The 22,325-nt window shown below is 66.3% G+C and carries 20 protein-coding genes; 11 read left to right on the top strand and 9 right to left on the bottom strand.

Translation table 11 applies throughout. The features are described 5' to 3' along the window. Positions 1 to 180 precede the first annotated feature (180 nt). From rpoD to LDL28_RS05530, 6 genes are all read left to right on the top strand, one after another. Positions 181 to 2,163 (top strand): RNA polymerase sigma factor RpoD, encoded by a 1,983-nt coding sequence (gene rpoD / locus LDL28_RS05555; RefSeq protein ID WP_233057581.1) that lies wholly within the window; start codon positions 181 to 183, stop codon positions 2,161 to 2,163. After that, complete coding sequence (locus tag LDL28_RS05550) at positions 2,153 to 2,755, top strand: GNAT family N-acetyltransferase (RefSeq protein ID WP_233057580.1); 603 nt, start codon at positions 2,153 to 2,155, stop codon at positions 2,753 to 2,755. Before rpoD ends, LDL28_RS05550 begins: the two co-directional genes overlap by 11 nt. Before the next feature lie 182 nt (positions 2,756 to 2,937). Next, positions 2,938 to 3,408, top strand: a complete 471-nt coding sequence (gene rpsF / locus LDL28_RS05545) for a 30S ribosomal protein S6 (protein WP_025812675.1) — start codon at positions 2,938 to 2,940, stop codon at positions 3,406 to 3,408. Positions 3,409 to 3,414: 6 nt separating this feature from the next. Next, entirely contained in the window at positions 3,415 to 3,690 is a 276-nt protein-coding gene (rpsR, locus tag LDL28_RS05540) for a 30S ribosomal protein S18 (protein WP_007399693.1), read from the top strand. Positions 3,691 to 3,703: 13 nt separating this feature from the next. After that, entirely contained in the window at positions 3,704 to 4,294 is a 591-nt protein-coding gene (gene rplI / locus LDL28_RS05535; RefSeq protein ID WP_233057579.1) for a 50S ribosomal protein L9, read from the top strand. 132 nt (positions 4,295 to 4,426) lie between these two features. Beyond that, complete coding sequence (locus LDL28_RS05530; protein WP_233057578.1) at positions 4,427 to 5,695, top strand: cyclopropane-fatty-acyl-phospholipid synthase family protein; 1,269 nt, start codon at positions 4,427 to 4,429, stop codon at positions 5,693 to 5,695. Here the strand turns inward: LDL28_RS05530 and rsmA are convergent. The 9 genes from rsmA to cysQ form a co-directional block, all read right to left on the bottom strand. Beyond that, positions 5,668 to 6,516: a 16S rRNA (adenine(1518)-N(6)/adenine(1519)-N(6))-dimethyltransferase RsmA gene (gene rsmA, locus LDL28_RS05525; RefSeq protein ID WP_233057577.1), complete on the bottom strand. Its 849-nt coding sequence runs from the start codon at positions 6,514 to 6,516 to the stop codon at positions 5,668 to 5,670. The two genes, LDL28_RS05530 and rsmA, sit on opposite strands and share 28 nt — an antisense overlap. Before the next feature lie 7 nt (positions 6,517 to 6,523). Then, the gene (locus LDL28_RS05520) at positions 6,524 to 7,912 is read right to left on the bottom strand and encodes a peptidylprolyl isomerase (RefSeq protein WP_370636239.1); all 1,389 of its coding nucleotides are present in this window, start codon (positions 7,910 to 7,912) and stop codon (positions 6,524 to 6,526) included. 4 nt (positions 7,913 to 7,916) lie between these two features. Beyond that, a complete protein-coding gene (locus LDL28_RS05515) occupies positions 7,917 to 10,310 on the bottom strand; it encodes an LPS-assembly protein LptD (protein WP_233057576.1) in 2,394 nt (797 codons plus the stop codon). Continuing rightward, the gene (gene lptG / locus LDL28_RS05510) at positions 10,310 to 11,425 is read right to left on the bottom strand and encodes an LPS export ABC transporter permease LptG (RefSeq protein WP_233057575.1); all 1,116 of its coding nucleotides are present in this window, start codon (positions 11,423 to 11,425) and stop codon (positions 10,310 to 10,312) included. The genes LDL28_RS05515 and lptG overlap by 1 nt, the downstream gene beginning before the upstream one ends. Continuing rightward, positions 11,422 to 12,588, bottom strand: a complete 1,167-nt coding sequence (lptF, locus tag LDL28_RS05505; protein WP_233057574.1) for an LPS export ABC transporter permease LptF — start codon at positions 12,586 to 12,588, stop codon at positions 11,422 to 11,424. Before lptF ends, lptG begins: the two co-directional genes overlap by 4 nt. A gap of 94 nt (positions 12,589 to 12,682) precedes the next feature. Further along, entirely contained in the window at positions 12,683 to 14,140 is a 1,458-nt protein-coding gene (locus LDL28_RS05500; RefSeq protein WP_233057573.1) for an FAD-binding oxidoreductase, read from the bottom strand. Beyond that, the gene (locus LDL28_RS05495; protein WP_233057572.1) at positions 14,137 to 14,763 is read right to left on the bottom strand and encodes a hypothetical protein; all 627 of its coding nucleotides are present in this window, start codon (positions 14,761 to 14,763) and stop codon (positions 14,137 to 14,139) included. The genes LDL28_RS05500 and LDL28_RS05495 overlap by 4 nt, the downstream gene beginning before the upstream one ends. A 36-nt stretch (positions 14,764 to 14,799) precedes the next feature. Beyond that, the gene (locus LDL28_RS05490) at positions 14,800 to 15,774 is read right to left on the bottom strand and encodes an L-threonylcarbamoyladenylate synthase (RefSeq protein ID WP_233057571.1); all 975 of its coding nucleotides are present in this window, start codon (positions 15,772 to 15,774) and stop codon (positions 14,800 to 14,802) included. 12 nt (positions 15,775 to 15,786) lie between these two features. Then, positions 15,787 to 16,572 carry a 3'(2'),5'-bisphosphate nucleotidase CysQ gene (cysQ, locus tag LDL28_RS05485; protein WP_233057570.1) on the bottom strand — a complete coding sequence of 262 codons (786 nt, stop codon included), beginning with the start codon at positions 16,570 to 16,572 and terminating at the stop codon, positions 15,787 to 15,789. 152 nt (positions 16,573 to 16,724) lie between these two features. On the opposite strand from cysQ, the gene LDL28_RS05480 reads away from it, so the two are divergent. From LDL28_RS05480 to LDL28_RS05460, 5 genes are all read left to right on the top strand, one after another. Further along, a complete protein-coding gene (locus LDL28_RS05480) occupies positions 16,725 to 18,194 on the top strand; it encodes a leucyl aminopeptidase (RefSeq protein WP_233057569.1) in 1,470 nt (489 codons plus the stop codon). 42 nt (positions 18,195 to 18,236) lie between these two features. Then, complete coding sequence (locus LDL28_RS05475) at positions 18,237 to 18,683, top strand: DNA polymerase III subunit chi (protein ID WP_233057568.1); 447 nt, start codon at positions 18,237 to 18,239, stop codon at positions 18,681 to 18,683. A gap of 58 nt (positions 18,684 to 18,741) precedes the next feature. Next, positions 18,742 to 19,593: an aldo/keto reductase gene (locus LDL28_RS05470; RefSeq protein WP_233057567.1), complete on the top strand. Its 852-nt coding sequence runs from the start codon at positions 18,742 to 18,744 to the stop codon at positions 19,591 to 19,593. A gap of 62 nt (positions 19,594 to 19,655) precedes the next feature. Continuing rightward, on the top strand, positions 19,656 to 21,380 hold the full coding sequence (locus tag LDL28_RS05465) for a hypothetical protein (protein ID WP_233057566.1): 1,725 nt from the start codon (positions 19,656 to 19,658) through the stop codon (positions 21,378 to 21,380). Between the two features lie 6 nt (positions 21,381 to 21,386). Beyond that, complete coding sequence (locus LDL28_RS05460; RefSeq protein WP_233057565.1) at positions 21,387 to 22,325, top strand: hypothetical protein; 939 nt, start codon at positions 21,387 to 21,389, stop codon at positions 22,323 to 22,325.

Here is a 22,325-nt window from a genome sequence, read left to right as displayed (position 1 = left end):
CCTGCCCTTGACTTCGGCCATGTTATCGACCACCTGCACCAGACAAATGCAGATGAAAACGGTATAATTGGCAGCATCCTGTTCTCCTGTTTACCAACAGGTGAAAAGGTGGCGCCAACTGTGTGCGGGCAGGTTGGGCACGCGCGCGTAAACGGATTTGCTGGTGGGGATTGATCGGGCATGGCGACAAAGACAGCCACGGGTACGGACACGGCTTCAGGGGATCAGGACAACGATACAACCCTGCTGGACACCCGGTCCGGCGCCGTCAAGAAACTGATCGCCCGCGGCAAGGAACGCGGTTACATCACTTTTGACGAACTGAACGCCGTCCTGCCGCAGGATCAGATGTCTTCCGAGCAGATCGAGGACGTGATGGCCGCGCTGTCGGAAATGGGCATGCAGGTTGTCGAGAACGAGGATAACGACGACACCGAGGCCGCCCCCGCCGCCGAAGCCAAAAGCGAGGACAGCACCGAGGAGGAGGAAAGCGAGACCGAGGAAGCCTCCGCCGGTAATGTCGATACCGAAAGCCTGGGCCGGACCGATGACCCGGTGCGGATGTACCTGCGCGAAATGGGCTCGGTCGAACTGCTCTCGCGTGAGGGCGAGATCGCGATCGCCAAGCGCATCGAGGCCGGTCGCGACGAGATGATCGGCGGCCTGTGCGAAAGCCCGCTGACCTTCCGCGCCATCATTTCGTGGCATGAACGGCTCAAGGCCGGTGAGATGCTGTTGCGCGACATCGTCGATCTGGAGGCCATGCAGTCCGGCGGCAACGACCCCGCTGAATCCACCGAGGGCGAGGACGCCTTTGATGGCGGGGAGAGCGCCGAAAACGACGAGCCTGAGGAAACCGATGGCGAGGGCGAAGGGGAGGGCGAAGGCGCCGGCCTGTCGCTGTCCGCGCTGGAAGAAAAGCTGAAGCCTGAAATCCTTGAGCAGTTCCAGGAAGTCGAGGCCCTGTACGCGGCGCTGCACAAGGTGCAGGCCGAACGGCTGGAAAAATTCACCGCCGGCGCGGATATCTCCGCCGAGGATGAAAGCCGCTACGAGCAGCTCCGCCTGGAACTGGTGGGTAAGGTGCAGCAGGTTCATCTGCATAATGCCCGGATCGAGGTGCTGGTCGAGCACCTGAAGGAGATATTCCAGCGCCTGAACGGGCTGGAAGGGCGCATGCTGCGGCTGGCGGAAAGCACGCGCGTCTCGCGCGATGACTTCCTGCTGAAATATCGCGGCCGCGAACTCGATCCCGGCTGGATGGACATGGCCTCCGCCCTGCCCGGCAAGTCGTGGAAGAACTTCATCGCCAAGCATGGCGAGACCGTGGTGCGCCTGCGCAACCAGGTTGCCGAACTGACACAGGAAACCGGCCTGCCGGTGGGTGAGTTCCGTCGCGTCTATGCCACCGTATCGCGCGGGGAGCGTGATTCGGCGCGCGCCAAGAAGGAAATGATCGAGGCCAACCTGCGGCTGGTGATCTCGATCGCCAAGAAATACACCAATCGCGGCCTTCAGTTCCTTGACCTGATTCAGGAAGGCAATATCGGCCTGATGAAGGCGGTGGACAAATTCGAATATCGCCGTGGCTACAAATTCTCCACCTACGCCACATGGTGGATCCGCCAGGCCATTACCCGTTCCATCGCGGATCAGGCGCGGACCATCCGCATTCCGGTCCACATGATCGAGACGATCAACAAGCTGGTCCGCACCTCGCGCCAGATGCTGCATGAGATCGGGCGCGAACCCGCGCCAGAGGAACTGGCCGAAAAGCTGGGCATGCCGCTGGAAAAGGTGCGCAAGGTACTCAAGATCGCCAAGGAGCCGATCTCCCTCGAAACCCCGATCGGGGATGAGGAAGACAGCCATCTTGGTGATTTCATCGAGGACAAGACGGCGGTCATCCCGCTTGACGCCGCCATCCAGACCAACCTGCGCGAAGCCACGACGCGGGTGCTGTCGTCCCTTACCCCGCGTGAGGAACGCGTGCTGCGCATGCGCTTTGGCATCGGCATGAATACCGACCATACGCTTGAGGAAGTCGGCCAGCAGTTCAACGTGACCCGTGAACGTATCCGCCAGATCGAGGCCAAGGCGCTGCGCAAGCTCAAGCACCCCAGCCGAAGCCGCAAGCTGCGCTCGTTCCTTGATGATAACTGAGGTTCCATGTGCCGCCGTACGGGATGAACCGGACGGCGGTGGAACACGGATCGGGGTGGAGATTACGTTCCTGTGCATGGACCGCCCGCCGCCCGCGCAGCCACCCGCCCTGCCAGTGGGTTATGGGATCCGGCAGGTCACGCGGCCCGATGTGGGCTGGTATCGTGGGCTGTATGATGCGGTCGGTCGGGATTACTGCTGGTGGCTGCGCCGGGTCATGCCGGACACGCAGCTTGCCGGCCTGCTGTCCAGCCCCGGCATTGGCGTGCATGTACTCTATGATGGCAGCGTGCCCGCCGGGTTCTGCGAACTGGACAGCCGGCACGGGCCGGATGTGAACATCGCCTATTTCGGCCTGCTGCCCGCATGGATCGGGCGCGGGATCGGGCGTGTCTTCCTGCACCAGATGGTCGCGCGCGCCTGGCAGGCCCGGCCCGCGGCGGTACGGGTCAATACCTGTTCGGCCGACCATCCGCGCGCGCTGCCGACCTATCTGCGCGCGGGCTTTCGCAAGGTCCGGACCATCAATGAGATCTGGGCCATCCCCGATACGCTGGGCCTGCCGCTGCCCGCCCGGCTGCGGGTGGCCTGAACCCGCGCGGGCCGATGGGTGGGGTGTGTACTTTTTCCTTGTCTAATGGCCGGGTTTGTGGTTCAACCCGCTCCTTCCCTGCCGGGTGTGTGGCATCATACCCGGCTATACCCGCGCCCTTGGGGCAACATGGCGGACCGTGTCCGTGCATGCGGGGTTGAAGTGATCCGAAGGGAGTACCAATGCCGTTGTATGAAATCGTGCTGATCGCACGTAATGACGTGTCGCAGCAGCAGGTCGAAGCCGTTGCCGATGGCATCGCGACCCAGCTTGAGGCGGAGTCCGGCTCCGTAAAGAAGCGCGAATACTGGGGCCTGCGCACGCTGGCCTACCGTATCAAGAAGAACCGCAAGGGGCATTACATGCTTCTGGGTCTTGACGCGTCTCCCGCCGCCATCAAGGAAATCGAGCGCCAGCTCGGCCTGAACGAAGACGTGCTGCGCGTGCTGACCCTGCGTGTGGACGAGATTGACGAGGCGCCGTCCGTCATCCTGTCGCGCAAGGGCGATGAGCGTGAGCGTGGCTTCCGTGGGCCCAAGCCCACGGGCCGGTTCGAAAGCGGCCGTCCCCGCCGCAGTTTCGATGACCGCGAGGAGTTCCGCGCCCGTAACGAGCGTGAAGAACAGCAGCGCGTCAGCGCCGAAGCGGAGTAAGAGCTGATGTCCGAATCTACCGAGATCAATCCCGCCGCCCGCCGCGTTGCGGTTGGCGCGCGTCGTCCCTTCTACCGTCGTCGCAAGTCCTGCCCGTTCTCCGGCCCCAACGCGCCGAAGATCGACTACAAGGACGTGCGCCTGCTGAGCCGCTTCCTGTCCGAGCGTGGCAAGATCGTTCCCAGCCGCATCACGGCAGTCTCCGCCAAGAAGCAGCGCGAACTGGCCCAGGCCATCAAGCGCGCCCGTTTCCTGGCCTTGCTGCCCTACATTGTAAGCTGAGGGAGGCAGGAATATGTCCGCAGTAGAACTCATTCTGCTCCAGCGCGTCGAGAAGCTGGGCCAGATGGGCGAGATCGTCACGGTGAAGCCGGGTTATGCCCGTAACTTCCTGCTGCCCCAGGGCAAGGCGATCCGCGCCAACGCACATAACCGCGAGCGTTTCGAGCGTGAGCGCGTGCAGCTTGAGGCCCAGAACCTCAAGAACCGCGAGGAGGCCGAGCGCCTGTCCGAGCGGATGCACGGCCTGTCCGTCATCCTGATCCGTCAGGCCGGCGACAGCGGCAGCCTGTATGGCTCCGTCACCACCCGTGACATTGCCGAGGCGGCGACCAAGGCGGGTCTGACCATTACCCGCAACCAGGTCATCCTGCCCGAGCCGATCAAGCAGCTTGGCCTGTATGACGTGCGCGTCGCCCTGCACCCGGAAGTGGCGATGCAGGTGACCGTGAATGTCGCCCGTTCCGAGGAAGAAGCGGAGCGTCAGGCCCGCGGTGAGGAAATCGGCGCCGAGCGTGACGATGAACCGACCGTGGCCGATGAAGGTGTCGTGACCGAAGGTGAGGTTTCGGAAGAAACCGCCATTGAGGAAGCGCCCGCCGTCTGAGCGATCAGATACGCCGCCCGCAGGGGCGGACGGGGGTACGGAAGCCCGGAAGAGGAAACTCTTCCGGGCTTTCGCCGTTTTCGGGGCTGGTGCGTTGCGCCTGTGGAGGGGTCGGGCAAGGGGAGAAGGTCAATGGCATCTGTACTGCTGGACCGGGCCTTCATGCATTTCATTACCATGGGGCGGCTGGAGGTCTATTATCCAGGTGGTGACAGGCGGGTCTATACCGGCCGGGCCGGTCCCCGCGCCGCCATGTGGATCGCCAGCCCCGCCACCGCCCGCGCCCTGCTGCTCGACCCGGCGCTAAAGGTGGGGGAAGCCTATATGGCGGGCGACCTCCAGCCGGTGGACTGCACGCTTTATGACCTGCTGCATGTACTCATGCTCAATGTGATGGAGCGCAGCCCGGCGGGGGAGCGTTTTTTCTCCTCCCTGCGCTATATGGCGCGGGCATGGCTGCAGAATAACACCCTGCGGCGCGCGCAACGCAACGTCGCGCATCATTACGATCTGGACAGCGGACTTTACCGGCTTTTTCTTGATGAGGACATGCAGTATTCCTGCGGTTACTTTCCCACGGGTAATGAAACGCTGGAACAGGCGCAATCCGCCAAGAAACATCATCTTGCCGCCAAGCTGCACCTGATACATCCCGGCATGAGCGTTCTGGATATCGGGTGCGGGTGGGGGGGCATGGCCCTGACACTGGCGCGCGATTACGGGGCGCGGGTGACCGGCATCACCCTGTCGGTGGAGCAGTTGCACATCGCACGCCAGCGCGCGCGGGAAGCCGGGCTGGAGGGACGGGTCAACTTCGACCTGCTGGATTACCGCGCGGTGGCGGGGCAGTACGACCGGATCATTTCCATCGGCATGTTCGAGCATGTGGGCGTAGCCCATTACGGACTGTTCTTTGACGCCATGCGCCAGGCCCTGAAGCCCGGGGGCGTCATGGTGCTGCATTCCATCGGGCGGGTGGAGGGGCCGGGCGTGACCAATCCATGGATTGACCGCTACATCTTTCCCGGTGGCTATTCCCCGGCGGTGAGCGAGGCGGTAGGTGCTGTGGAACGCGCCGGATTATGGATGACGGATTGCGAGATCTGGCGGCTGCATTACGCCCGGACCATCGCCCACTGGCGCAGCCGGTTCGCGGCGCGGCGGGATCTGATCGCCCGGCTTTATGATGCGCGTTTCTGCCGTATGTTCGAGTTCTATCTGGTGGTGTCCGAACTGGCCTTTCGCGTGCAGGGGCACCTGAACTTCCAGTTGCAGCTTACGCGTGAGATCGATGCCGTGCCGCTGACGCGCGACTACATGATGGGCCAGCAGCCCATGCCCACCCCACGCCGCGACAGCGCAGCCAGCGCGTTTTACGGGGCGGCCGCATTATGGGCATGAATGCGGGCCAGACGATCGAATTCCGCAATTTCCAGTGTTTCCGCCCGGCGGCTGCCCTCGATCCCGGCTTCGGACAGCAGGGCCTCGCCCCCCACGGATTTCAGCGCGCCGCGCAGCATCTTGCGCCGTTGGCCAAAGGCCGCCGCCGTAATCCGCTCCATCGCGCGGAACAGGGCCGCATCGGGCTGTTCGGCATGGGGGATCAGCCCCACCACGGCCGAATGGACCTTGGGCGGGGGGGAAAACGCCCCCGGCGGAATATGCATGAGCATGCCACAGCGGCAGGTCCACTGCGCCAGCACGCCCAGCCGCCCGTAATGGCTGGAACCGGGGGCCGCGCATATGCGTTCGGCCACTTCCTGCTGGAACATGAGTGTCAGCCGCGTCCACGCGCTGGCCTGCCGCAGCCAGCCCACAAGCAGCGGCGTGCCGACATTGTAGGGCAGGTTCGCGATGATCTGCCGTGGCGGGGGGCATAGCGTGCTCAGGTCACGGCGCATGGCGTCGGCCTCGATCACGCGCAGCCGGTTGGGAGCCTGCGCCGCCAGTTCCGAAATGACGGCGACGGCCCTTGTGTCCACCTCCACCGCGATGATGCTGGTGGCGTCCGTATCCAGCAGCGCGCGGGTCAGCCCCCCCGGTCCGGGGCCGACTTCCACCACATGCTGCCCGGACAGGTCACCCGCAAGGGAGGCGATGCGTGCGGTAATGCCCGGATCGAGAAGGAAATGCTGGCCCAGCGCCTTGCGCGCGTCCAGCCCGTGCCGCGCAATGGTCTCGCGCAGTGGTTCAAGGCCCTGCGGCCGTTCCGGTATGGTCATGCCCGGATCAGGACTTTGAACGCATGTCGATGATCGCGCGGCGCTTGAGGTCACGGTTGAGCTGCCGCGATGTCTGTTCCACACGTTCGTTCAGCAGGTGATCGGCAATTTCGCTGGGGGTCTGGATGGCGATGTTGCGTTCTTCCCGCGTGCAGACCATCAGCAGCACGATCCCGTCCTGTGACACCAGCGGGTGGCTGGCCTGGCCGGGGGCGAGGGGTTCGATGACCTCACGCATGCGGGGGTTGAGCCGGTTCAGCATCAGCTCGCCCGGGTCGCTCGGGTGTTTTTCCCCCAGCTTCTTGTTCTGCTCTTCCATCTGGTCGCAGGTCTTGACGGTGGTGGAAAAGCTTGTGGCCTGATCGAGCGCCGCCTTCTGCTGGTCCGTCGGGTTTTCGGGATCGAGCGGAACGTCGAAGGGGAAGAAAGCCTGCCGCATGGAGATGATGGTGGCCATCTGGTGGCCCACCGTGCGCCGTTCGGCGATGGTGGCGATCACGTAGCCACCCGCCACGCGGATGGGGTTGGAAATGGCGCCATCAGGCATCTGCCGCGCCACTTCGACAACCTGCGGGTCCAGCCCGTCTTCCTGCATCCAGCCCATCATGCCGCCATCCAGCGCGCTCTGCCCCTGTGAGAACTGCGCGGCCACGATGGGGAACGGCGCGCCCTCACGCAGTTCCTGAATGATGGTTTCGGTGAATTTCAGTTCGTTTTCCGTATGGCGCGGGTCTTCAACGGGCACGAATATTTCGCTGATCATGTATTCCGGCTTGCCGTCCTCGCGCTTCAGCGCCGCCGCGCGCTGTTCGATCTCGGCTGCGGTAATGCGGCCGCGCTCGCCCGTTTCCTGCCGGAGTACCTGCGTCCAGCCAAGCTGCACGCGGATCTGGTCGATCAGCGTGGTCAGGGACACGCCATCTTCCGCCAGCTTGTTGCGCAGCGTGTTTTCCGGCATGCCGTTGCGCTGTTCGATGCCGGATATGGCATCCGCGATCTGCTTGATCGGCACGTTGATGTGGCGGTCGAGCATTTCCTGCATGCGCAGCCGTTCGTCGATCAACTGGCGCACGATCTGCGGGCGCAGGCGCTGCATGATGTCATCGCTGACATCAAGGCCCGACGACAGGGCGAACAGGCGCCCGCGCGTATCGACATCGCGCTTGGTCAGCACCGAACCGTTGACGGTGGCGATGATGGCGTCCTGATCTTCCGCCGCCTGCGCCTGCTCGGCAATGGAGCGGGGCGTGCGGGCGGCGGCATCCGTTCCATGCCCCGCCAGCGCCATCCCTGCCAGCAGGGCGAGCGCCAGCGCGCGGCCACGGCGCGGTGCGGGAAGGGGGGTGACGCCACGGGTGGCGGGGAAGAAGGACATCCGGCTCGGTCTTTCACGCATCAGGTCAGCCATTCATACCAAATGTACCGATGGTTTTGAACGTAAGGGAGAACATTACGGTCGAATTGCTCTGTTGGCCACCAATCGTGGTGTACTGTTTGAGGTACATGACATCCAGCCCGAAGCAGTCATTCTGGAATCCGGCGTCGCCACCAACCGATACGCTTTCATTACGCGACAGGCTCCGGCGCAGATAGGCCGCCAGATGCCAGTGGTCCCAGTTGGAGGCGGCGCCCACCGTCAGTTCGCTGACAGGCTTGTAATAGATGGCGGGCGGCGTGTTGGAATATGACCTTTCGGCATAATAGTAATATGGCGTCACCGGCTCGAACAGGTAGCCACCCGTCACGCGGAAATGCCGGAACCCCGCGCTGCCCAGCGCATCGCCGAAGTCAACCTTGCCCGCATAGGGGTCGAGCCGCATCTTGCCGTCGAAGTCGAAGAACTGGTTGGGCACCATGTGCGTGCCCATCACCACATCCGACAGGTGATGGCTCAGGCCGGAATAGGGGATGCGGTTATGATCGACATGCTCCTGAAAGCTCTCGCCAATCAGCATGTCGATCTGGTGGCCGTTCCATGTCCAGTTGTTGTGCAGGCCGACATTGGCGCGCAGCCCCCCGTCAAGCCGGTCGGTGCCCGGATAGCGGTTGATGGCGAACAGCGTCGAGTCCGTGAATTCGTAGGTCAGGCTGTCTTCGTTGGGGATGTTGCTGGATGAACTGTTGCCCGTGTTGGGGGCCGCCAGGAACTGCACGATCGGTTCAAGGATCTGGGTGCCGGTATTGTGGTTGAAGCTGCGCAGGAACGGCCAGTTCATTTTCATCCCGATGGTGGGCAGGACCTGGCCTTCCACCTGCGTGCGCGTGGTGCCGGCGTAATTGGGCTGCTGGTTGAGTTCGGTGGCGCGGTGAATGGCGGATTCGACATGCAGCGTCAGATCCCAGATCTGGCCCAGCTTGTTATGGAACGGCCGGTCCCAGTTGAGCGAGAGCTGCCCGCGCTGGTCAGACGTGCCATTGTTGCGGTAGACATAAAAGTCCGTCGTATCCAGACTGAACCGCCCGCCCCAGGCGTCGGGCCTGCCGAAATAGCTGTAGGTATAGCGTGGCAGGACCCATGGCAGGTCATGGTTGTGGATGACGCCCTGATTGAGGCCCTGATACGCCTCGCCATCGATGCGCGAATACGAGCCCGTGCCGAAGCCTTCCAGGTAGATGTTGGAATTGAGCGTGTCCTGCCCGTAGCCGGTCACGCGGTAGTCGCGCATGTAGTTGGGCGAACTGGCCCAGCGTATGTTCGCGCCCGCGCGCCATGTCTTGTTGAGCGAGACCTGGCCGTTCCCGAAGAAATAGCCCTGCACGCCATGGTTGTCCGCACTTTCGACCTGCTGGCCGAAGGTGTTGGTGTAGCTTATGTCATGATGCGTGTCATACGCGATGCCGGCGTTGATGTTGAGGCGCGCATTGCGGAAATAGCGGCGGTAGTTCGCGCTTAGCTGCGGGCCGGTGCGGGTGGAGAACAATCCCTCCAGCGTAATGTCCGACTGTTTGTCCAGCACCCAGTAATAGGGAATGGTGACATACGTGCCCAGGTAACGGTTATGGGGCGTGAAGCCGGGAGTGAGAAAGCCGCTCTGCCGCCGTACGGACGGGTCGGTCATGGAGAAGGTGGGCAGGTAGAAGATCGGCACCCCGAAGAAATCCACGAACGCATCCCGGAATTCCAGACGCTTGTGCTGCATGTCATGCGTGGCGTCATAGGCGCGTATCTGCCAGAAGGGCGCGCGCTCGGGGTGGCGGGCGCAGATCTCGCACGCGGTATAGACCACGCGGGTCAGGTCGCTCACCTTGCCGCCCGTGCGGCGCACGCCGTTCGCCGCCAGCCGGGCGTTATCGTACATCTGGGCGTACATGCGCGTCATGATGCCGTCGCGCATGCCGTTGCTCAGTTCGGCATAATCCGTGAACAGCACGGTCCCGTCCGGCTCCACCATCGCCACGTTGCCACGGGCGGAAGCAATGCCGGTGTTGCGGTCGTATATGACCTTGTCCGCCCGCATGATCTGGTCATTCTGCCAGATCTGGACATTGCCGGTCCATGTCGCGATGCCGTTCCTGCTGTCATAGGAAACATGATCGGCCTGAAAGGTCATCGGGTCGGTATTGGACACCGTGCCCGAAAACAGTACTGGCGCCTGTGGCTGGCTTTTGGGGGCATGGATGGGCATGCTGCGTTTTGGCGCGTCCGCGCGGGCCGACTGGAGCTGCGCCCCCAGCCCCAGCACGATCCCGCCCCACATGGTCGCGCAAAGCAGCATCCCGCGCGGAAGCCGCCGCGTGGCGGCGCTGGGCCGTAGCGGTGACGGCGCGCGCGGGAGGGGACGGGGACGGGACATTAACCGTCCTCTAGATGAAGAAGTAGCGTGACCGCAAGACAAAGCCCGGCCCCCGTCGGGGCCCACGCGGCCAGAAGGGGGGGAAGGGCCCCGGTTTCACCAAACTGCGCCGCGATCTTGGATATGGCGAACAGCGCGAAACCGGCCGCCACGCCAAAGCTGATCATGCGTATGACCCCGCCCCGCCGGGCGGGCCGCATGGAAAATCCCGCCGCCACCAGCGCCATGGTGCCCGACAGCACCGGCAGGGTCAGCAGGGTCTGGAAATGCAGCCGGTGGCGGATGGTGGAAAAGCCGGAGCGGTTGAGCTGGCGGATGAACCCCGGCAGCGCCCAGACCGACAGCGTATCAGGCGAAGCGAAACTCTCCTCCACCCCCGCCAGCGTCAGGTCGGCGGGCAGGGTGACGTGTCCCATGTCCTCGGGCAGTTCGTCGGGGCGGAGCTGGCGCGTCGCGTTCAGGATCCACCGCCCCTTGCCCAGATAGCCGTTTTCGGCCTCCAGCCGGGTAATCAGCCCGTCATCGGGGCCCATGCGGAAGATGGTGATGGCGCCAAGGCGCAGCACGCCCCCGCTAAGCCTGACCCGCCGGGCATGGATGATGTCCACCCCATGGTCCACCAGCCCGTTATCGCCCTGCCGCAGCCACAGGGTGCCCCCACTCAGGTTGAGCGACTTGCCGTTGTTATCGCGCAGGTACTGCCGGTCCAGCGCCTCCGCCCGGCGGTACATGACGGAGGACAGGGGCGAGATGCACGTCGTCGCCGTCGCCCCGATCAGCACCGCGCAGATCACCGGCCCCGCCAGGAACTGCCATGCCGAGATGCCCGCCGCCCGCGCCACCACCAGTTCGGATGAGCGCGCAAGCCGCCAGAAGCAGATGATACCGCCCAGCAGCACGCCAAAGGGCAGGATTTCAAGACAGGCGAAGGGCACGTGCAGCAGCGCGATCTGGCTGACCAGCGACGTGGGCACGTTGGGCCGGGTCGAGACACGACGCAGCAGGTCGATGAAGTCGAACATCGTGATCAGCCCGGTCAGGAAGGAGATCACGGCCAGCGTGGCGAAGGTGAACTGCCGGGCGATATAGACCGACAGGGTGAAGGCGGGCCTCATGCGCGCGGACTGCCCACGCGGGACAGGGGCTCCCGGTCCGCGCGGAATTCGGGCACGAACAGGAAAAAGGCGCAGATCATGCCCGGCCCCAGCGTGCAGATCCACATAAGCGGCATGAGGTGCAGGTTGCGCGACGCCAGGTTCTGCACCAGCAGCGTCAGCGCCTGCACGGCCACGATGGCCAGTATGGCCAGCACGGGGCGCAGGATGCTGGCCTGCCGGGAATAGTTGCCGCCCATCGCCCCCACCAGTCCGATCATGGCGAAGGAAAACGCGCAGAACGGCGTGCTGAGCCTGCGCCAGGCCTCGATGAACATCTTGCTTTCATCGCGGCGGGAATACTGGCGCATGTCCGGGTGCAGAAGCTGCGCGATCGACAGTTCGTTGGCGTCGGGCAGGCGGGTATGCGACCCGTGCGGGCTGGACAGGTCGATGGTGTTGCGTGCGAAGGTCAGCACGTTGAGCCGCCCGGTATGGCTGTCGATCTCCTGTCGTGAACCGTTGAACAGGACCACATGGGGCTGTTCGTCGTTTATGACCAGATTGCCTTCTTCCGCCAGTATGGTGGCTTCGGCGCCGGGGGTGCAGTCATCTTCCACCATGATGCCGCGCAGCGTGCCGTCCTTGGCGCGGTCGCGGATATAGACGGTCATGTTGTCCGAAACCTGCGTAAAGACCCCGTCCTGTATCAGGAAGGCGGCCATGCGGTTGCGGATCTGGAATTCGTACTGCCGGAAGGCATGGTAGGAAACCGGCACGATCCAGACATTCAGGACCAGGCACAGCCCCGTGGCGATGGTCGCGCATAACAGCCCCGGCCGCGCCATCATGAGCGGGGACAGCCCGGCCGCCTGCATCACGGTCAGTTCCCGGTCCGTGCCGAGGCGCTGGTAGATGAACTGCACCACCACGAAGGTCGTGATCGGCAGGATGACCGCGACGAAGGAGGGAATCAGCAGGCTGGTCAGTTCCAGGAACACACGCAGCGAAAGCCCCCGGCCCACCACCAGCGACACGAAATGCAGGGACTGGGTCAGCCAGATCAGGGTCGCCAGCGCGCCGGTGCTGGCCACAAGCGCCAGCAGGAGCTGGCGCAGGACATAGCGGTCCAGAATCGACAGGCGTGGCGCAAGGCGGTCAGGAACGGGGCGGACGACAGGCATGCCCCTGTCTAGCCCCGTTCCCGCCGGGGCAAAAGGGGTGATCCCCCCGCGCATGGGTGTGCAAACAGTCCGTTACATGCCACGGCCCGTGGCGTCATGCGTCCTGTGTGGCGGGGGGCAGGACCTTGCCGGGGTTCATGAGGTTGCGCGGGTCAAGCGCGGCCTTGATGTGGCGCATGGCGGCCAGTTCCGCGCCGCCGCGCCATGCGGGCATCATGTAGGGCTTGAGCTGGCCCACCCCGTGCTCGGCGGAGAAGGAGCCATCCAGTTCCTTCACGATCGCGGCCACGGTGTCCATGATGTCATGGCTGCGGGCCAGAAAGGCCTCCGGCGCCATGCCTTCGGGCTGTACGAGGTTGAAGTGGATGTTGCCATCGCCCATATGGCCGAACGGCGCGGGGCGGATGCCCGGTATCAGCGCCTCGCACGCGGCCGTCGCGCGCGTGATCAGTTCGGGCACGTGGCTGACGGGCACGGACACGTCGTTCTTCACGCTCGCGCCCGCGCGGCGCTGGGCTTCGGCATGTTCCTCGCGCAGTTTCCACAGCCCCGCGCGCTGGCCCTCGCTTTCGGCGATGACGGCGTCGGTGATGAGTCCGTCCTCCAGCGCGGTGCCCAGCAGGTCCTCCGCGTATTCGCGCAGTTCCGCATCCGGGCGCGGCGTGGCCAGCTCGACCAGCACGTAGGCGGGGGCGCGTTCCTCCAGCGGCAGGGGGGCTGCGGGAATGAGGCTGGTCACCAGATCCATGCCCGTGCCGGACATGAACTCGAACGCCTGCACCAGCGCGGGGTCGCGCCCGCGCAGCAGGCCCAGCAGCTTCAGCGCCGCGCTGGCGTCCTCCACCGCGCACAGGGTGGCCACGATTTCGCGCGGCTGGGGGTAGAGCTGCATGATCGCGGTGGTGATGAAGCCGAGCGTCCCCTCCGAACCCACCAGCAACTGCCGCAGCGCGTAGCCGGTATTGTCCTTGCGCAGGCGGCGCAGCCCGTGGAACACGCCGCCATCGGGCATGACCGCCTCAAGGCCGAGAACCAGTTCCCGCGCATTGCCGTAGCGCAGCGTGTTGTTGCCCCCCGCATTGGTGGCCAGCACGCCCCCGATCTGCGCCGACCCTTCGGACGAGATGGACAGCGGCAGCATGAATCCTGCCTCCCACGCGGCTTCCTGCGCCGCCTTCAGCGTAACGCCGGCTTCCACCTCCATGGTCAGGTCATGGGGGTCGATGTTGCGGATACGGTTCATGCGCGACAGGCAGATGACAACCTCGCGCCCGCTGCCGTCGGGTGTCGCCCCTCCCACCATGCTGGTATTGCCGCCCTGCGGCACCATGGGCACGTCGTGTTCCACGCACAGGCGCACGATCCGGGCCAGCGCCTCGGTATCGGCGGGGCGCAGCACGGCCAGCACGCGGCCATGGTACAGGTCGCGCCAGTCGGTGCAGAAGGGGGCCGTATCCACTGCTTCGGTCAGGATGCCGGTCGGCCCCACTATGTCCGTAAAGCGGGCGATCAGGTCATGCCGTGCCAGTGTGGGTGAGGGGGATGCGGTCATGACAGCATATTTCCGGAATGATGGGGGGAATGGGGCGGGGGCAGGAGCCACGCCTGCCCGCCATGGTGCACTGGCGGGTAGGCGGCGCTGGCCTGCGCCGGGCTGCTCGATACAAGCGTGTGCCATGCTTCGGTCAGGGCGACGCCGGTCAGCAGCCCCAGCGCGATCGCCACCAGCAGGCCCGAACGGCGTGTGGGCTGGCGGGTCTGTTTCTGCACGATGGACAGCGCGACCTGCGTTTCGGCGCGGGCCTGCTGCGTCTGGTACAGTTCCGAACGCAGGGCCGCGTTATGGGCGCGGCTGTCGCGCAGTTCCAGGTCGAGCTTGCGGATGCTGTCCGTCAGCATGGAAATGCGGGCGTGCGAGTCCTGTATTTCCTTGGCCGCCGCCGTGCTGGTCCGGGTGGTGCGCGGCGCGCGTGGCTTGGGTGCCGCCTTGGGCGGCGGGTTGGGGGCTATGGCGGAGAACAGGTTTTTCAGCGCCCCGCCCGTGACCTGGTTTTTCCTGGCCCGCGCGCGAATGGCCGCCAGCGCGTTTTCCGACTGGCCCGCATGGTCCTCCAGCACAAGTGCAAGGATATCCGACAGGATTTTCAGTTCCTTGGGATCGATTGTGTTGCTCATGTATGGCACCGGGGTCGGATCATGCGGTTATAACCATTAGGAACGCGGACTGGCGGCGCGGATCAGCCGGTCACGGATCGCGCGGCCCAGCCCGTGCCCGGGCACATGCTGTACTGCGATCCTGACCAGCCCCCGGCGGTGTCCCTCCATATCAAGAAACCGCAGCCCCGCGAAGAGGCGCGCCGCCGCTTCGTGCAAATCGCCGCGCGGGCTCAGGTTCCACACCAGCCCGCTGCCCGCCAGTTCGGGGCCGAAGGCCAGCAGCGCCTCATCGGCGGCGACCGTCTGCGCATCCAGCCGGACCGGCAGCCCCGGCGCGTAGTGCGAGGAAAGCTGCCCCGGCGCGCTGGGGCGGGCATCATCGCTGCCCGCCATGGCGGTGATCGGCATGCCGCAGGCATCTTCAAGCATTTCAAGCGTGATGCCGCCGGGGCGCAGCAGCACCGGGCGCGCGCCGCCCAGATCCAGTATGGTGCTTTCCACTCCGACAGTGCACGGCCCGCAATCCAGCACGGCGTCAATGCGCCCGTCCAGCCCCGCCAGCACATGCCCCGCGTCCGACGGGCTGACCCCCCCCGATGGATTGGCCGAAGGGGCAACCACCGGAAAGCCGCAGGCCGCGAGCAGGGCATGGATGGTGCGCCCTGCGGGCACGCGCACCGCCGCGGTGGCCAGCCCCGCCGTGGCGATGGGGGAAATGGTGCACGCAGGCGCGCGCGGCAGGACAAGTGTGAGCGGGCCGGGCCAGAACCGTTCGGCCAGCGCGTGGGCCAGCGGGGTGGCCACCACCTGCGTAAAGGCGGCATCCGCGCTGGCGAAATGGCTGATCAGCGGGTTGATGCCCGGCCGGCCCTTGGCGGTGTAGATCGCGCTGACCGCCCGGTCATTGCCTGCATCCGCCCCCAGCCCGTACACCGTTTCCGTCCCGAACGCGACGAGGCCGCCCGCGCGCAGGATGGCGGCGGCGGTCTCGATACCCTGCGGGTCGTCGTGCAGCAGTTGTGTGTTCATGGGACCGGGCGGTTATGTCGCGCCGCGACACAGGAAATGCGGGTTGCGCCAGCCCGGCTTGCCATAGCCCAGCGGCGCGCCATCCATGGTGGTAATGCTGCCACCGGCGGCTTCCACGATCGCCTGCGGGGCGGCGGTGTCCCATTCCATGGTGGGGCCAAGGCGGGGGTAGAGGTCGGCCACGCCCTCGGCCACGCGAATGAACTTGGCGGCCGAGCCGATATTGCCCAGATGCGCGATCGCGTGCCCACCCAGGAAGTCCCGCAGGCGCGCGTCATCGGCATGATGGCGCGAGGCCAGTACCGTCAGCCCTTCCGCCGGGGGGCGGCGGACATGGATGGCCTGTTCGCCGCTGGCGTCGATGCGTACCGCCCCGCGCCCCGCGCCCGCGCCGTAAAGCTGGTGGTAGGCGGGCAGCGCCACCGCGCCCAGAACCGGGCGGCCATGGCGCACCAGGCCGATATTGACGGTAAAATCATCGCGCCCGGCGGCGAATTCGCGTGTGCCATCCAGCGGGTCCACCAGCCAGAACTCGCTACCCGTATCAATGTGGATGCCGGCGGCCATTTCCTCCTCCGCCACCACGGGTATGGCCGGGGCGTGGGCGCGCAGGCCCTTGAGGATATGAACCTCCGCCGCGTGGTCGGCTTCCGTCACGGGGGAACTGTCGGTCTTGATCCGGGTCTCGAACCCGCGTGCGCGGATGGCGCGGATCAGCTCGGCGGCCTCATCGGCCAGGCGCAGGGCCAGATCCAGAAGGAATCCGTCCTCATATACGGGTATGGATGGTGTATTCATGCTGTTCGCATTAGCTTACTCATGCCGCGCCGTCATGCCCTTATCGGTCATGATGGCTCCGGATACGGATATTCCGGTCATGGCCATGCCTGGCTGGCAAGGGAATTTATCCTGTCCGTCCAAAACCTTCGTAGCGGAGCCCCGTGATCCATATGCTCGACATCGCCTTTTCCGACGCCACTGCGCCCCACGGCGGCGCGATCGCCATTCTTGCCACATCCGGCACATCCCCCGCCGGCCTGTTCGCCACCGTGAACACCACGCTGGACGGGGCGCTGGAGCGTGCGGCGAAGGCCGCCAGATTCGATTTCGAGGCGTCGAAGACCTGCGTCGTCCTGGCGCCGGGCGCGGGGTATGACCGCGTGGTCCTGGTGGGGCTGGGCGATGCGCAGGCGCTTGACGCCACCGTGGCTGAAAAGGCGGGCGTGGCGGCGGCGCGCGCGCTGGCCGCCGGGGGGACCACGGGTGTGATCGTGGCCGACGCCCTTGCGCCGGAACTGGCCGCCCATGTGGCGCTGGGGGCGGTGCTGGGGGCGTACCGCTTCGATTCGTATCGCACCGAGCCGCGCAAGGGGGAGCCGGAGCGACTCACGGCGCTGGGCGTCGCCACCACCGATCCGGCGGCGGCGCGGGCGGCATGGACGCCGCTGGGCGCGGTGGCGCGGGGTATCTACCTGTGCCGCGATCTGGTGTCCGAACCGGCCAACAAACTCCGCCCGCCCGAATTCGAGCAGCGTATCCTCGCCCTGCGCGATCTGGGTGTGACGGTCGAGGTGCTGGACCGCGCCGCCATGGAGGAACTGGGTTTCGGCGCGCTGCTGGGCGTGGCGCAGGGCAGCGACGCCCCGCCGCGCACGGTCATCATGCGCTGGAATGGCGGCGCGGAAGGGGACGCCCCGGTCGCGTTCGTGGGCAAGGGCGTGACGTTTGATTCGGGCGGCATCTCGATTAAGCCCGCAGCCGGCATGGAGGAAATGAAGACCGACATGGCGGGTGCGGCCGCCGTGGTCGGCACCATGGCGGCGCTGGCCGGACGCAAGGCGAAGGTCAACGCCGTGGGCGTGGTGGGGCTGGTGGAGAACATGCTGTCCGGCAATGCCCAGCGCCCGGGCGATGTGGTGCGCACCGCCGCGGGCCAGACGGTGGAAGTGCTCAATACCGATGCGGAAGGCCGGCTCGTGCTGGCGGATGTGCTGTGGTACACGCAGGACCGTTTCAGCCCGCGTCTCATGGTCGATCTCGCCACGCTGACGGGGGCGATCGTGGTCGGCCTTGGCCATGAGCGCGCGGGCCTGTTCTCGAACAGTGATGAACTGGCCGCCAACCTGTCCGGCACGGGCGAGGCGACGGGGGAGAAGCTGTGGCGCATGCCGCTGGACGCCGCCTACCTTGAACGCCTGCGCTCCGATATTGCAGATCTCAAGAACATCGGCGGGCGTCCCGGCGGGTCGATCACGGCGGCGAAGTTCCTTGAATGCTTCGTGAACGAGGTGCCATGGGCGCATCTGGACATCGCGGGGGTGGCGTTCACCACCAAGGCGACATCGCACGCACCCAAGGGGGCGACGGGCTTTGGCGTGCGGCTGCTCGACCGCATGGTCGGCACGTATTACGAGGGGTGATACCTGCCCCGCGTGGCAGGTCAGGACAGAACAGGGAACTCCATGGCGCAGATCGGCTTCTATCACCTGACGCGTTCCCCGGCGCTGGAAGTCCTGCCCGCGCTGCTGGGCCGCACCCTGGCGGCGGGCCAGCGCGCGGTCGTGCGCTGCGCGACGGCCGAGCGGGTTCAGGAACTTGATGACGGGCTATGGCGCGCCACCGACCCGCTATGGCTGCCCCACGGCACGCAGGCCATGGGGCACGGGCCATGGCAGCCCATCTGGCTGACCGCGGGCGCGGATGTGCCCAACGGGGCGCTGTTCCTCTTCCTGCTCGATGGGGTGGAGGCCGCGGACCTTGCGGCGTTCACGCGGGTGTTCGACCTGTTCGATGGCCATGATGAGGCCGCCGTCGCCGCCGCGCGCCGCCGCTGGCTGGCGGGGCGTGAGGGCGGGCATGAGCTGAGCTACTGGCAGCAGCAGCCCAAGGGGTGGGCGCGTCGGAAATAGTCACCCCCGCGCGGGCCGGCCACAGGCCGCGCGGCATGGACGAAAGGCAGGTTTGCTGATGAAGACGGTTATTTTCCCCAATGGTACACAGGTGCCCGCCCTGGGCATGGGCACATGGAACATGGGGGATGACGACAGCCGCCGCGCTGATGAGATCACAAGCATCCGCGCGGGGCTCGAGGCCGGTATCCGCGTGGTGGACACGGCGGAAATGTACGGCTCCGGCCGGTCCGAGAAACTGGTGGGCGAGGCGATCAGGGACCTGCGCGATGACGTGTTCCTTGTCAGCAAGGTCCTGCCCTCCAACGCGTCTCACAGCGGGGTGCGCAGGGCATGCGAGGCCTCGCTGAAACGGCTGGGCACCGATTGGCTCGATCTGTACCTGCTGCATTGGGAAGGCAGTTTCCCGCTGGAGGAAACCATCGCCGGATTCGCGGATCTGGTGGATGCCGGGCTGATCCGGAGCTGGGGCGTTTCCAATTTCGATACGGACGGCATGCGCGCGGTGGAAAGCATCCGCTCGCCCACGCCATGCGCCGCCAACCAGGTGCTGTACAGTCTCGATTACCGGGGTGTGGAGTTCGACCTGCTGGACCATGACCGCGCGGCGGGCGTGGTGAGCATGGCCTATTCCCCGCTGGGGCAGGGGGGCGAGCTGTTGCGCGCGCCGGTTCTGGCGCGCGTCGCGCAGCGGCATACGACATCGCTCGGCCCGGCCACCCCGGCGCAGGTGGCGCTTGCATGGGTGCTGCGGCAACCCGATGTGCTGGCGATTCCCAAGGCGGGCAGCCCGAAACATCAGCGCGAAAACTTCGCGGCACAGGAGATCACCTTGACGCGTGATGATCTGGCGGAGATTGATGGAGCCATCGCGCCGCCGCGCCGCAAGGAGCCGCTGGCCATGATCTGACCCGTCCGGTTTCCCCCGGCGATTGAAGGGCCACCGTCATTCCTGTCCTCCTTGTCGCTACCGTGCTGCTGGTCGGGCTGTCCTGCGCCCTTCCGCTCCGCCTGCCCCGGCAGGTGGTGTGTATCCGGGGGGGATGGGGGATTGTCGGCCTTCTGGCGGTGATCGTGTCGTGTGGGGGCACCCTGCCGGGCGGCGTGGTGCGGTGGCCGGACTTTTTCGCACCATCGGGGGGTGTGGCCCTGCTCCTGCCGCTGGGGCTGGTGGGGCTTGCGGCTCCGGACCGGCGTGATCTCGTGGCCTGTGCCGGGGCGGCCCTTGCGGTAACGGGGGGGAGCGTCCTGTCCTGCATGGGGGCGGGGTGGGTGCTGCTGGCGCGTGAGGACGCCAGGCCCGCGCGGCAGGCATCCGACATGATCGGCCTCCTGCTTCTGGCGGGCGCGCCCGCCAGCCCGGGCATGGGCGCGAACCTGCTGCCCTGCCTGTGCTGGGTTGCGACACGCGGCCTGCTGGGGCTGTCCCTTTCCCCGCGCGTGGCCGCGCGCGGGCTGCGCCCGTTCCGGACGGGTGATATTGCCGGGCTGATCGCGGGCATGGCCTTGTGGACGCACCTGCTGGCGGATGGGCGGGGGATCGACATCCGCTGGGGTGCTCTCCTGATCGGGGCGGGCTGCGTGTTGTACGCAATGGCCTCGTGGCGTTCCCTGTGCGCCATGGATGCCCGCAGGGTCATGGGCGGGCTTATGGAAGGTACCGGGGCGCTGGTGGTGGTGGTTGCGGGGCTTATGGTGCTGGCGCGGGCCGATGACCTGCCCGCCATGGCCGTATGCGCCAGCCGGACGCTCATGCTGGTCGCGGGGTCGTTGCTGGTCTGGGTGTTCATGGCGTGCGCCGTGGCTGTCATGGAGCGTGAGGCAGGCGCGCTCATGCTGTGCCGCCTGGGGGGGCTTGGCATGCTCATGCCCCGTCTGTGCGGGGTTTTCGCCCTCGGGCTGCTGGCGGAAAGCGGCCTGCCGCCGCTGCTGGGTTTTTCCATTATCTGGATGCTGGCGCACCTGCTGGCGGCCATGCCGCATGCGGGCGGACTGGCGGGCGACCTGCCGCTGCTGCTGGCCCTTGGGGCGCTGGGGGCGGGATGGGCGATCCGCATGCTGGCCCTTGTGCGGGTCGTGGCCGTCATGCTGTGCGGGCGGCCACGCACGCCACGCTGCGCGGGCGCGCGTGACCCGCAGGGGCGTGAGATGGCGGGCGTGGCGCTGGCCTGCCTGCCCTTCGTGCTGGTGTCCATCTGGCCGGGATACTGGCTGGGCCTTATGGAAAATACCGGGCCGCGCATGGCGGGGGGGCTTTGGCCCGCGATCCGGAACATCATGCTGGCTTCGCCCGATGGAGCGGCCAGCCTCCATCCCGCCCGGCTGTGCCTGCTTGTGGCTGGGGCGGGGGGAATGGTGGCGGGGTTGCGGCATGTCCTGCGGCCCCGGCCCGCGCGCCAGGTCACCAGTTGGCAGCAGGGCGCGCCTGCCGTGCCGCCATGGATGGTGTTTGGTGATCCGCTGACACAGGTCGGGCCGGGAAATCCGCCACGCATGGTGCTTGATATGGTGGTGGCGGCTTCCCTTCGCCTGCGGTTTGTACGGGGCTATGCGCGCCTGTTGCGGCGCGGGCGGCGGGGCGTGTCCGTCCTTGTGCGGTGTGGGGTGGAAGCATGGCGCGGGCATGCGGTTTCCGCCCCGGTGGCGGTGATGGTGGCCTGTGTGAGCGCGCTCATGTTCATTGCGTGGCATGGATAGGCGGGCATGACGGTATCGCTTGTGCTGGCGATCTGCCATGTGGCGCTGGTCGTGGCGACGGCGCCGGTATGGATGGCCCTGCTCGACTGGATGGCCGCCACCATGGAGGGCGCGCGACGCCCTCCCGATCCTATGGCGCGGTGGCGCGCCCTGCGGCATGCATGGCGGCAGGCTGGCGTGCGTTCGGCGGCCGGGGCGCGGGTGACGGCGGTGGCCCCATGGCTGGCGCTGGCGGCGGGAATGGGGGCGGTGCTGCTTGTGCCCTCCTTTTGCATTGGCATGCCGGGGGGGGATCTGTCCGACCTGCTGGCGGTGGGCGGGCTGCTGGAAACGGGGTTCGTGGCGCTGGTGGTCGTGGCCCTTGCGGCGGGTCTGGCCCGGCCGGGCCATGCGGGGCTGCGTGCCATGGTGGGCGGGGTCATGATCCAGCCAGTGCTGCTGCTGTCCTGCGCCGTGCTGGGGATGTGCCTGCCCGAGGGTACGCTGGTGGGGCTGGTGCGCCAGGCGCATGTGGCGGACATGAACATGATCCGTGTGCCGCTGGCGCTGGTGGCGGGCGCGCTGCTTCTGGCCGGGCTGGATGAGGGGGCGACATCCGCGCCCCTGTTTTCAACCATGGTGGAGGATCTGGCCGGTCCCGACCGCGCGGCGGCGCAGTACGCGCGCGATCTGCTGGCGGTTGCGTGGATGATGCTGGCGCGGGATCTGGTCTGGCCGGAAAGTATAGTCGAACCGGAGTCCATGGCCCGGGCATGGGGGCTGCTGCCGGTCGGGGTGGCGGTTGGTTCATGGCTTGGCCACATGCTGTTGGCCTGCGGGTGTGTGGCCGGCCTGCGGGTTCTTGTCCTGCCCGGCCGGTGGCGGGGAGCCGGTCGGGCGGGGCTTGCGCTGCTCTGCGCCATCATGGCCGGGGTGCTGCTTTTTGCAAGCCGGGGGGCGGGCTGA

Source organism: Komagataeibacter sp. FNDCR2, from assembly GCF_021295395.1.
Lineage (GTDB): Bacteria > Pseudomonadota > Alphaproteobacteria > Acetobacterales > Acetobacteraceae > Komagataeibacter.
Note: the sequence above shows the minus strand (reverse complement) of the source record. Positions and strands in the feature narration are given on the sequence as shown.

Coding starts and splice junctions, on each gene's coding strand:
- lptF (WP_233057574.1), bottom strand. CDS start 12,588: ATGCCTGTCGTCCGCCCCGTTCCTGACCGCCTTGCGCCACGCCTGTCG.
- LDL28_RS05520 (WP_370636239.1), bottom strand. CDS start 7,912: ATGCGTGAAAGACCGAGCCGGATGTCCTTCTTCCCCGCCACCCGTGGC.
- rpsF (WP_025812675.1), top strand. CDS start 2,938: ATGCCGTTGTATGAAATCGTGCTGATCGCACGTAATGACGTGTCGCAG.
- rplI (WP_233057579.1), top strand. CDS start 3,704: ATGTCCGCAGTAGAACTCATTCTGCTCCAGCGCGTCGAGAAGCTGGGC.
- LDL28_RS05500 (WP_233057573.1), bottom strand. CDS start 14,140: ATGACCGCATCCCCCTCACCCACACTGGCACGGCATGACCTGATCGCC.
- rsmA (WP_233057577.1), bottom strand. CDS start 6,516: ATGACCATACCGGAACGGCCGCAGGGCCTTGAACCACTGCGCGAGACC.
- LDL28_RS05470 (WP_233057567.1), top strand. CDS start 18,742: ATGAAGACGGTTATTTTCCCCAATGGTACACAGGTGCCCGCCCTGGGC.
- LDL28_RS05495 (WP_233057572.1), bottom strand. CDS start 14,763: ATGAGCAACACAATCGATCCCAAGGAACTGAAAATCCTGTCGGATATC.
- LDL28_RS05515 (WP_233057576.1), bottom strand. CDS start 10,310: ATGTCCCGTCCCCGTCCCCTCCCGCGCGCGCCGTCACCGCTACGGCCC.
- rpoD (WP_233057581.1), top strand. CDS start 181: ATGGCGACAAAGACAGCCACGGGTACGGACACGGCTTCAGGGGATCAG.
- LDL28_RS05490 (WP_233057571.1), bottom strand. CDS start 15,774: ATGAACACACAACTGCTGCACGACGACCCGCAGGGTATCGAGACCGCC.
- LDL28_RS05480 (WP_233057569.1), top strand. CDS start 16,725: ATGCTCGACATCGCCTTTTCCGACGCCACTGCGCCCCACGGCGGCGCG.
- rpsR (WP_007399693.1), top strand. CDS start 3,415: ATGTCCGAATCTACCGAGATCAATCCCGCCGCCCGCCGCGTTGCGGTT.
- lptG (WP_233057575.1), bottom strand. CDS start 11,425: ATGAGGCCCGCCTTCACCCTGTCGGTCTATATCGCCCGGCAGTTCACC.
- cysQ (WP_233057570.1), bottom strand. CDS start 16,572: ATGAATACACCATCCATACCCGTATATGAGGACGGATTCCTTCTGGAT.
- LDL28_RS05460 (WP_233057565.1), top strand. CDS start 21,387: ATGACGGTATCGCTTGTGCTGGCGATCTGCCATGTGGCGCTGGTCGTG.
- LDL28_RS05550 (WP_233057580.1), top strand. CDS start 2,153: ATGATAACTGAGGTTCCATGTGCCGCCGTACGGGATGAACCGGACGGC.
- LDL28_RS05475 (WP_233057568.1), top strand. CDS start 18,237: ATGGCGCAGATCGGCTTCTATCACCTGACGCGTTCCCCGGCGCTGGAA.
- LDL28_RS05530 (WP_233057578.1), top strand. CDS start 4,427: ATGGCATCTGTACTGCTGGACCGGGCCTTCATGCATTTCATTACCATG.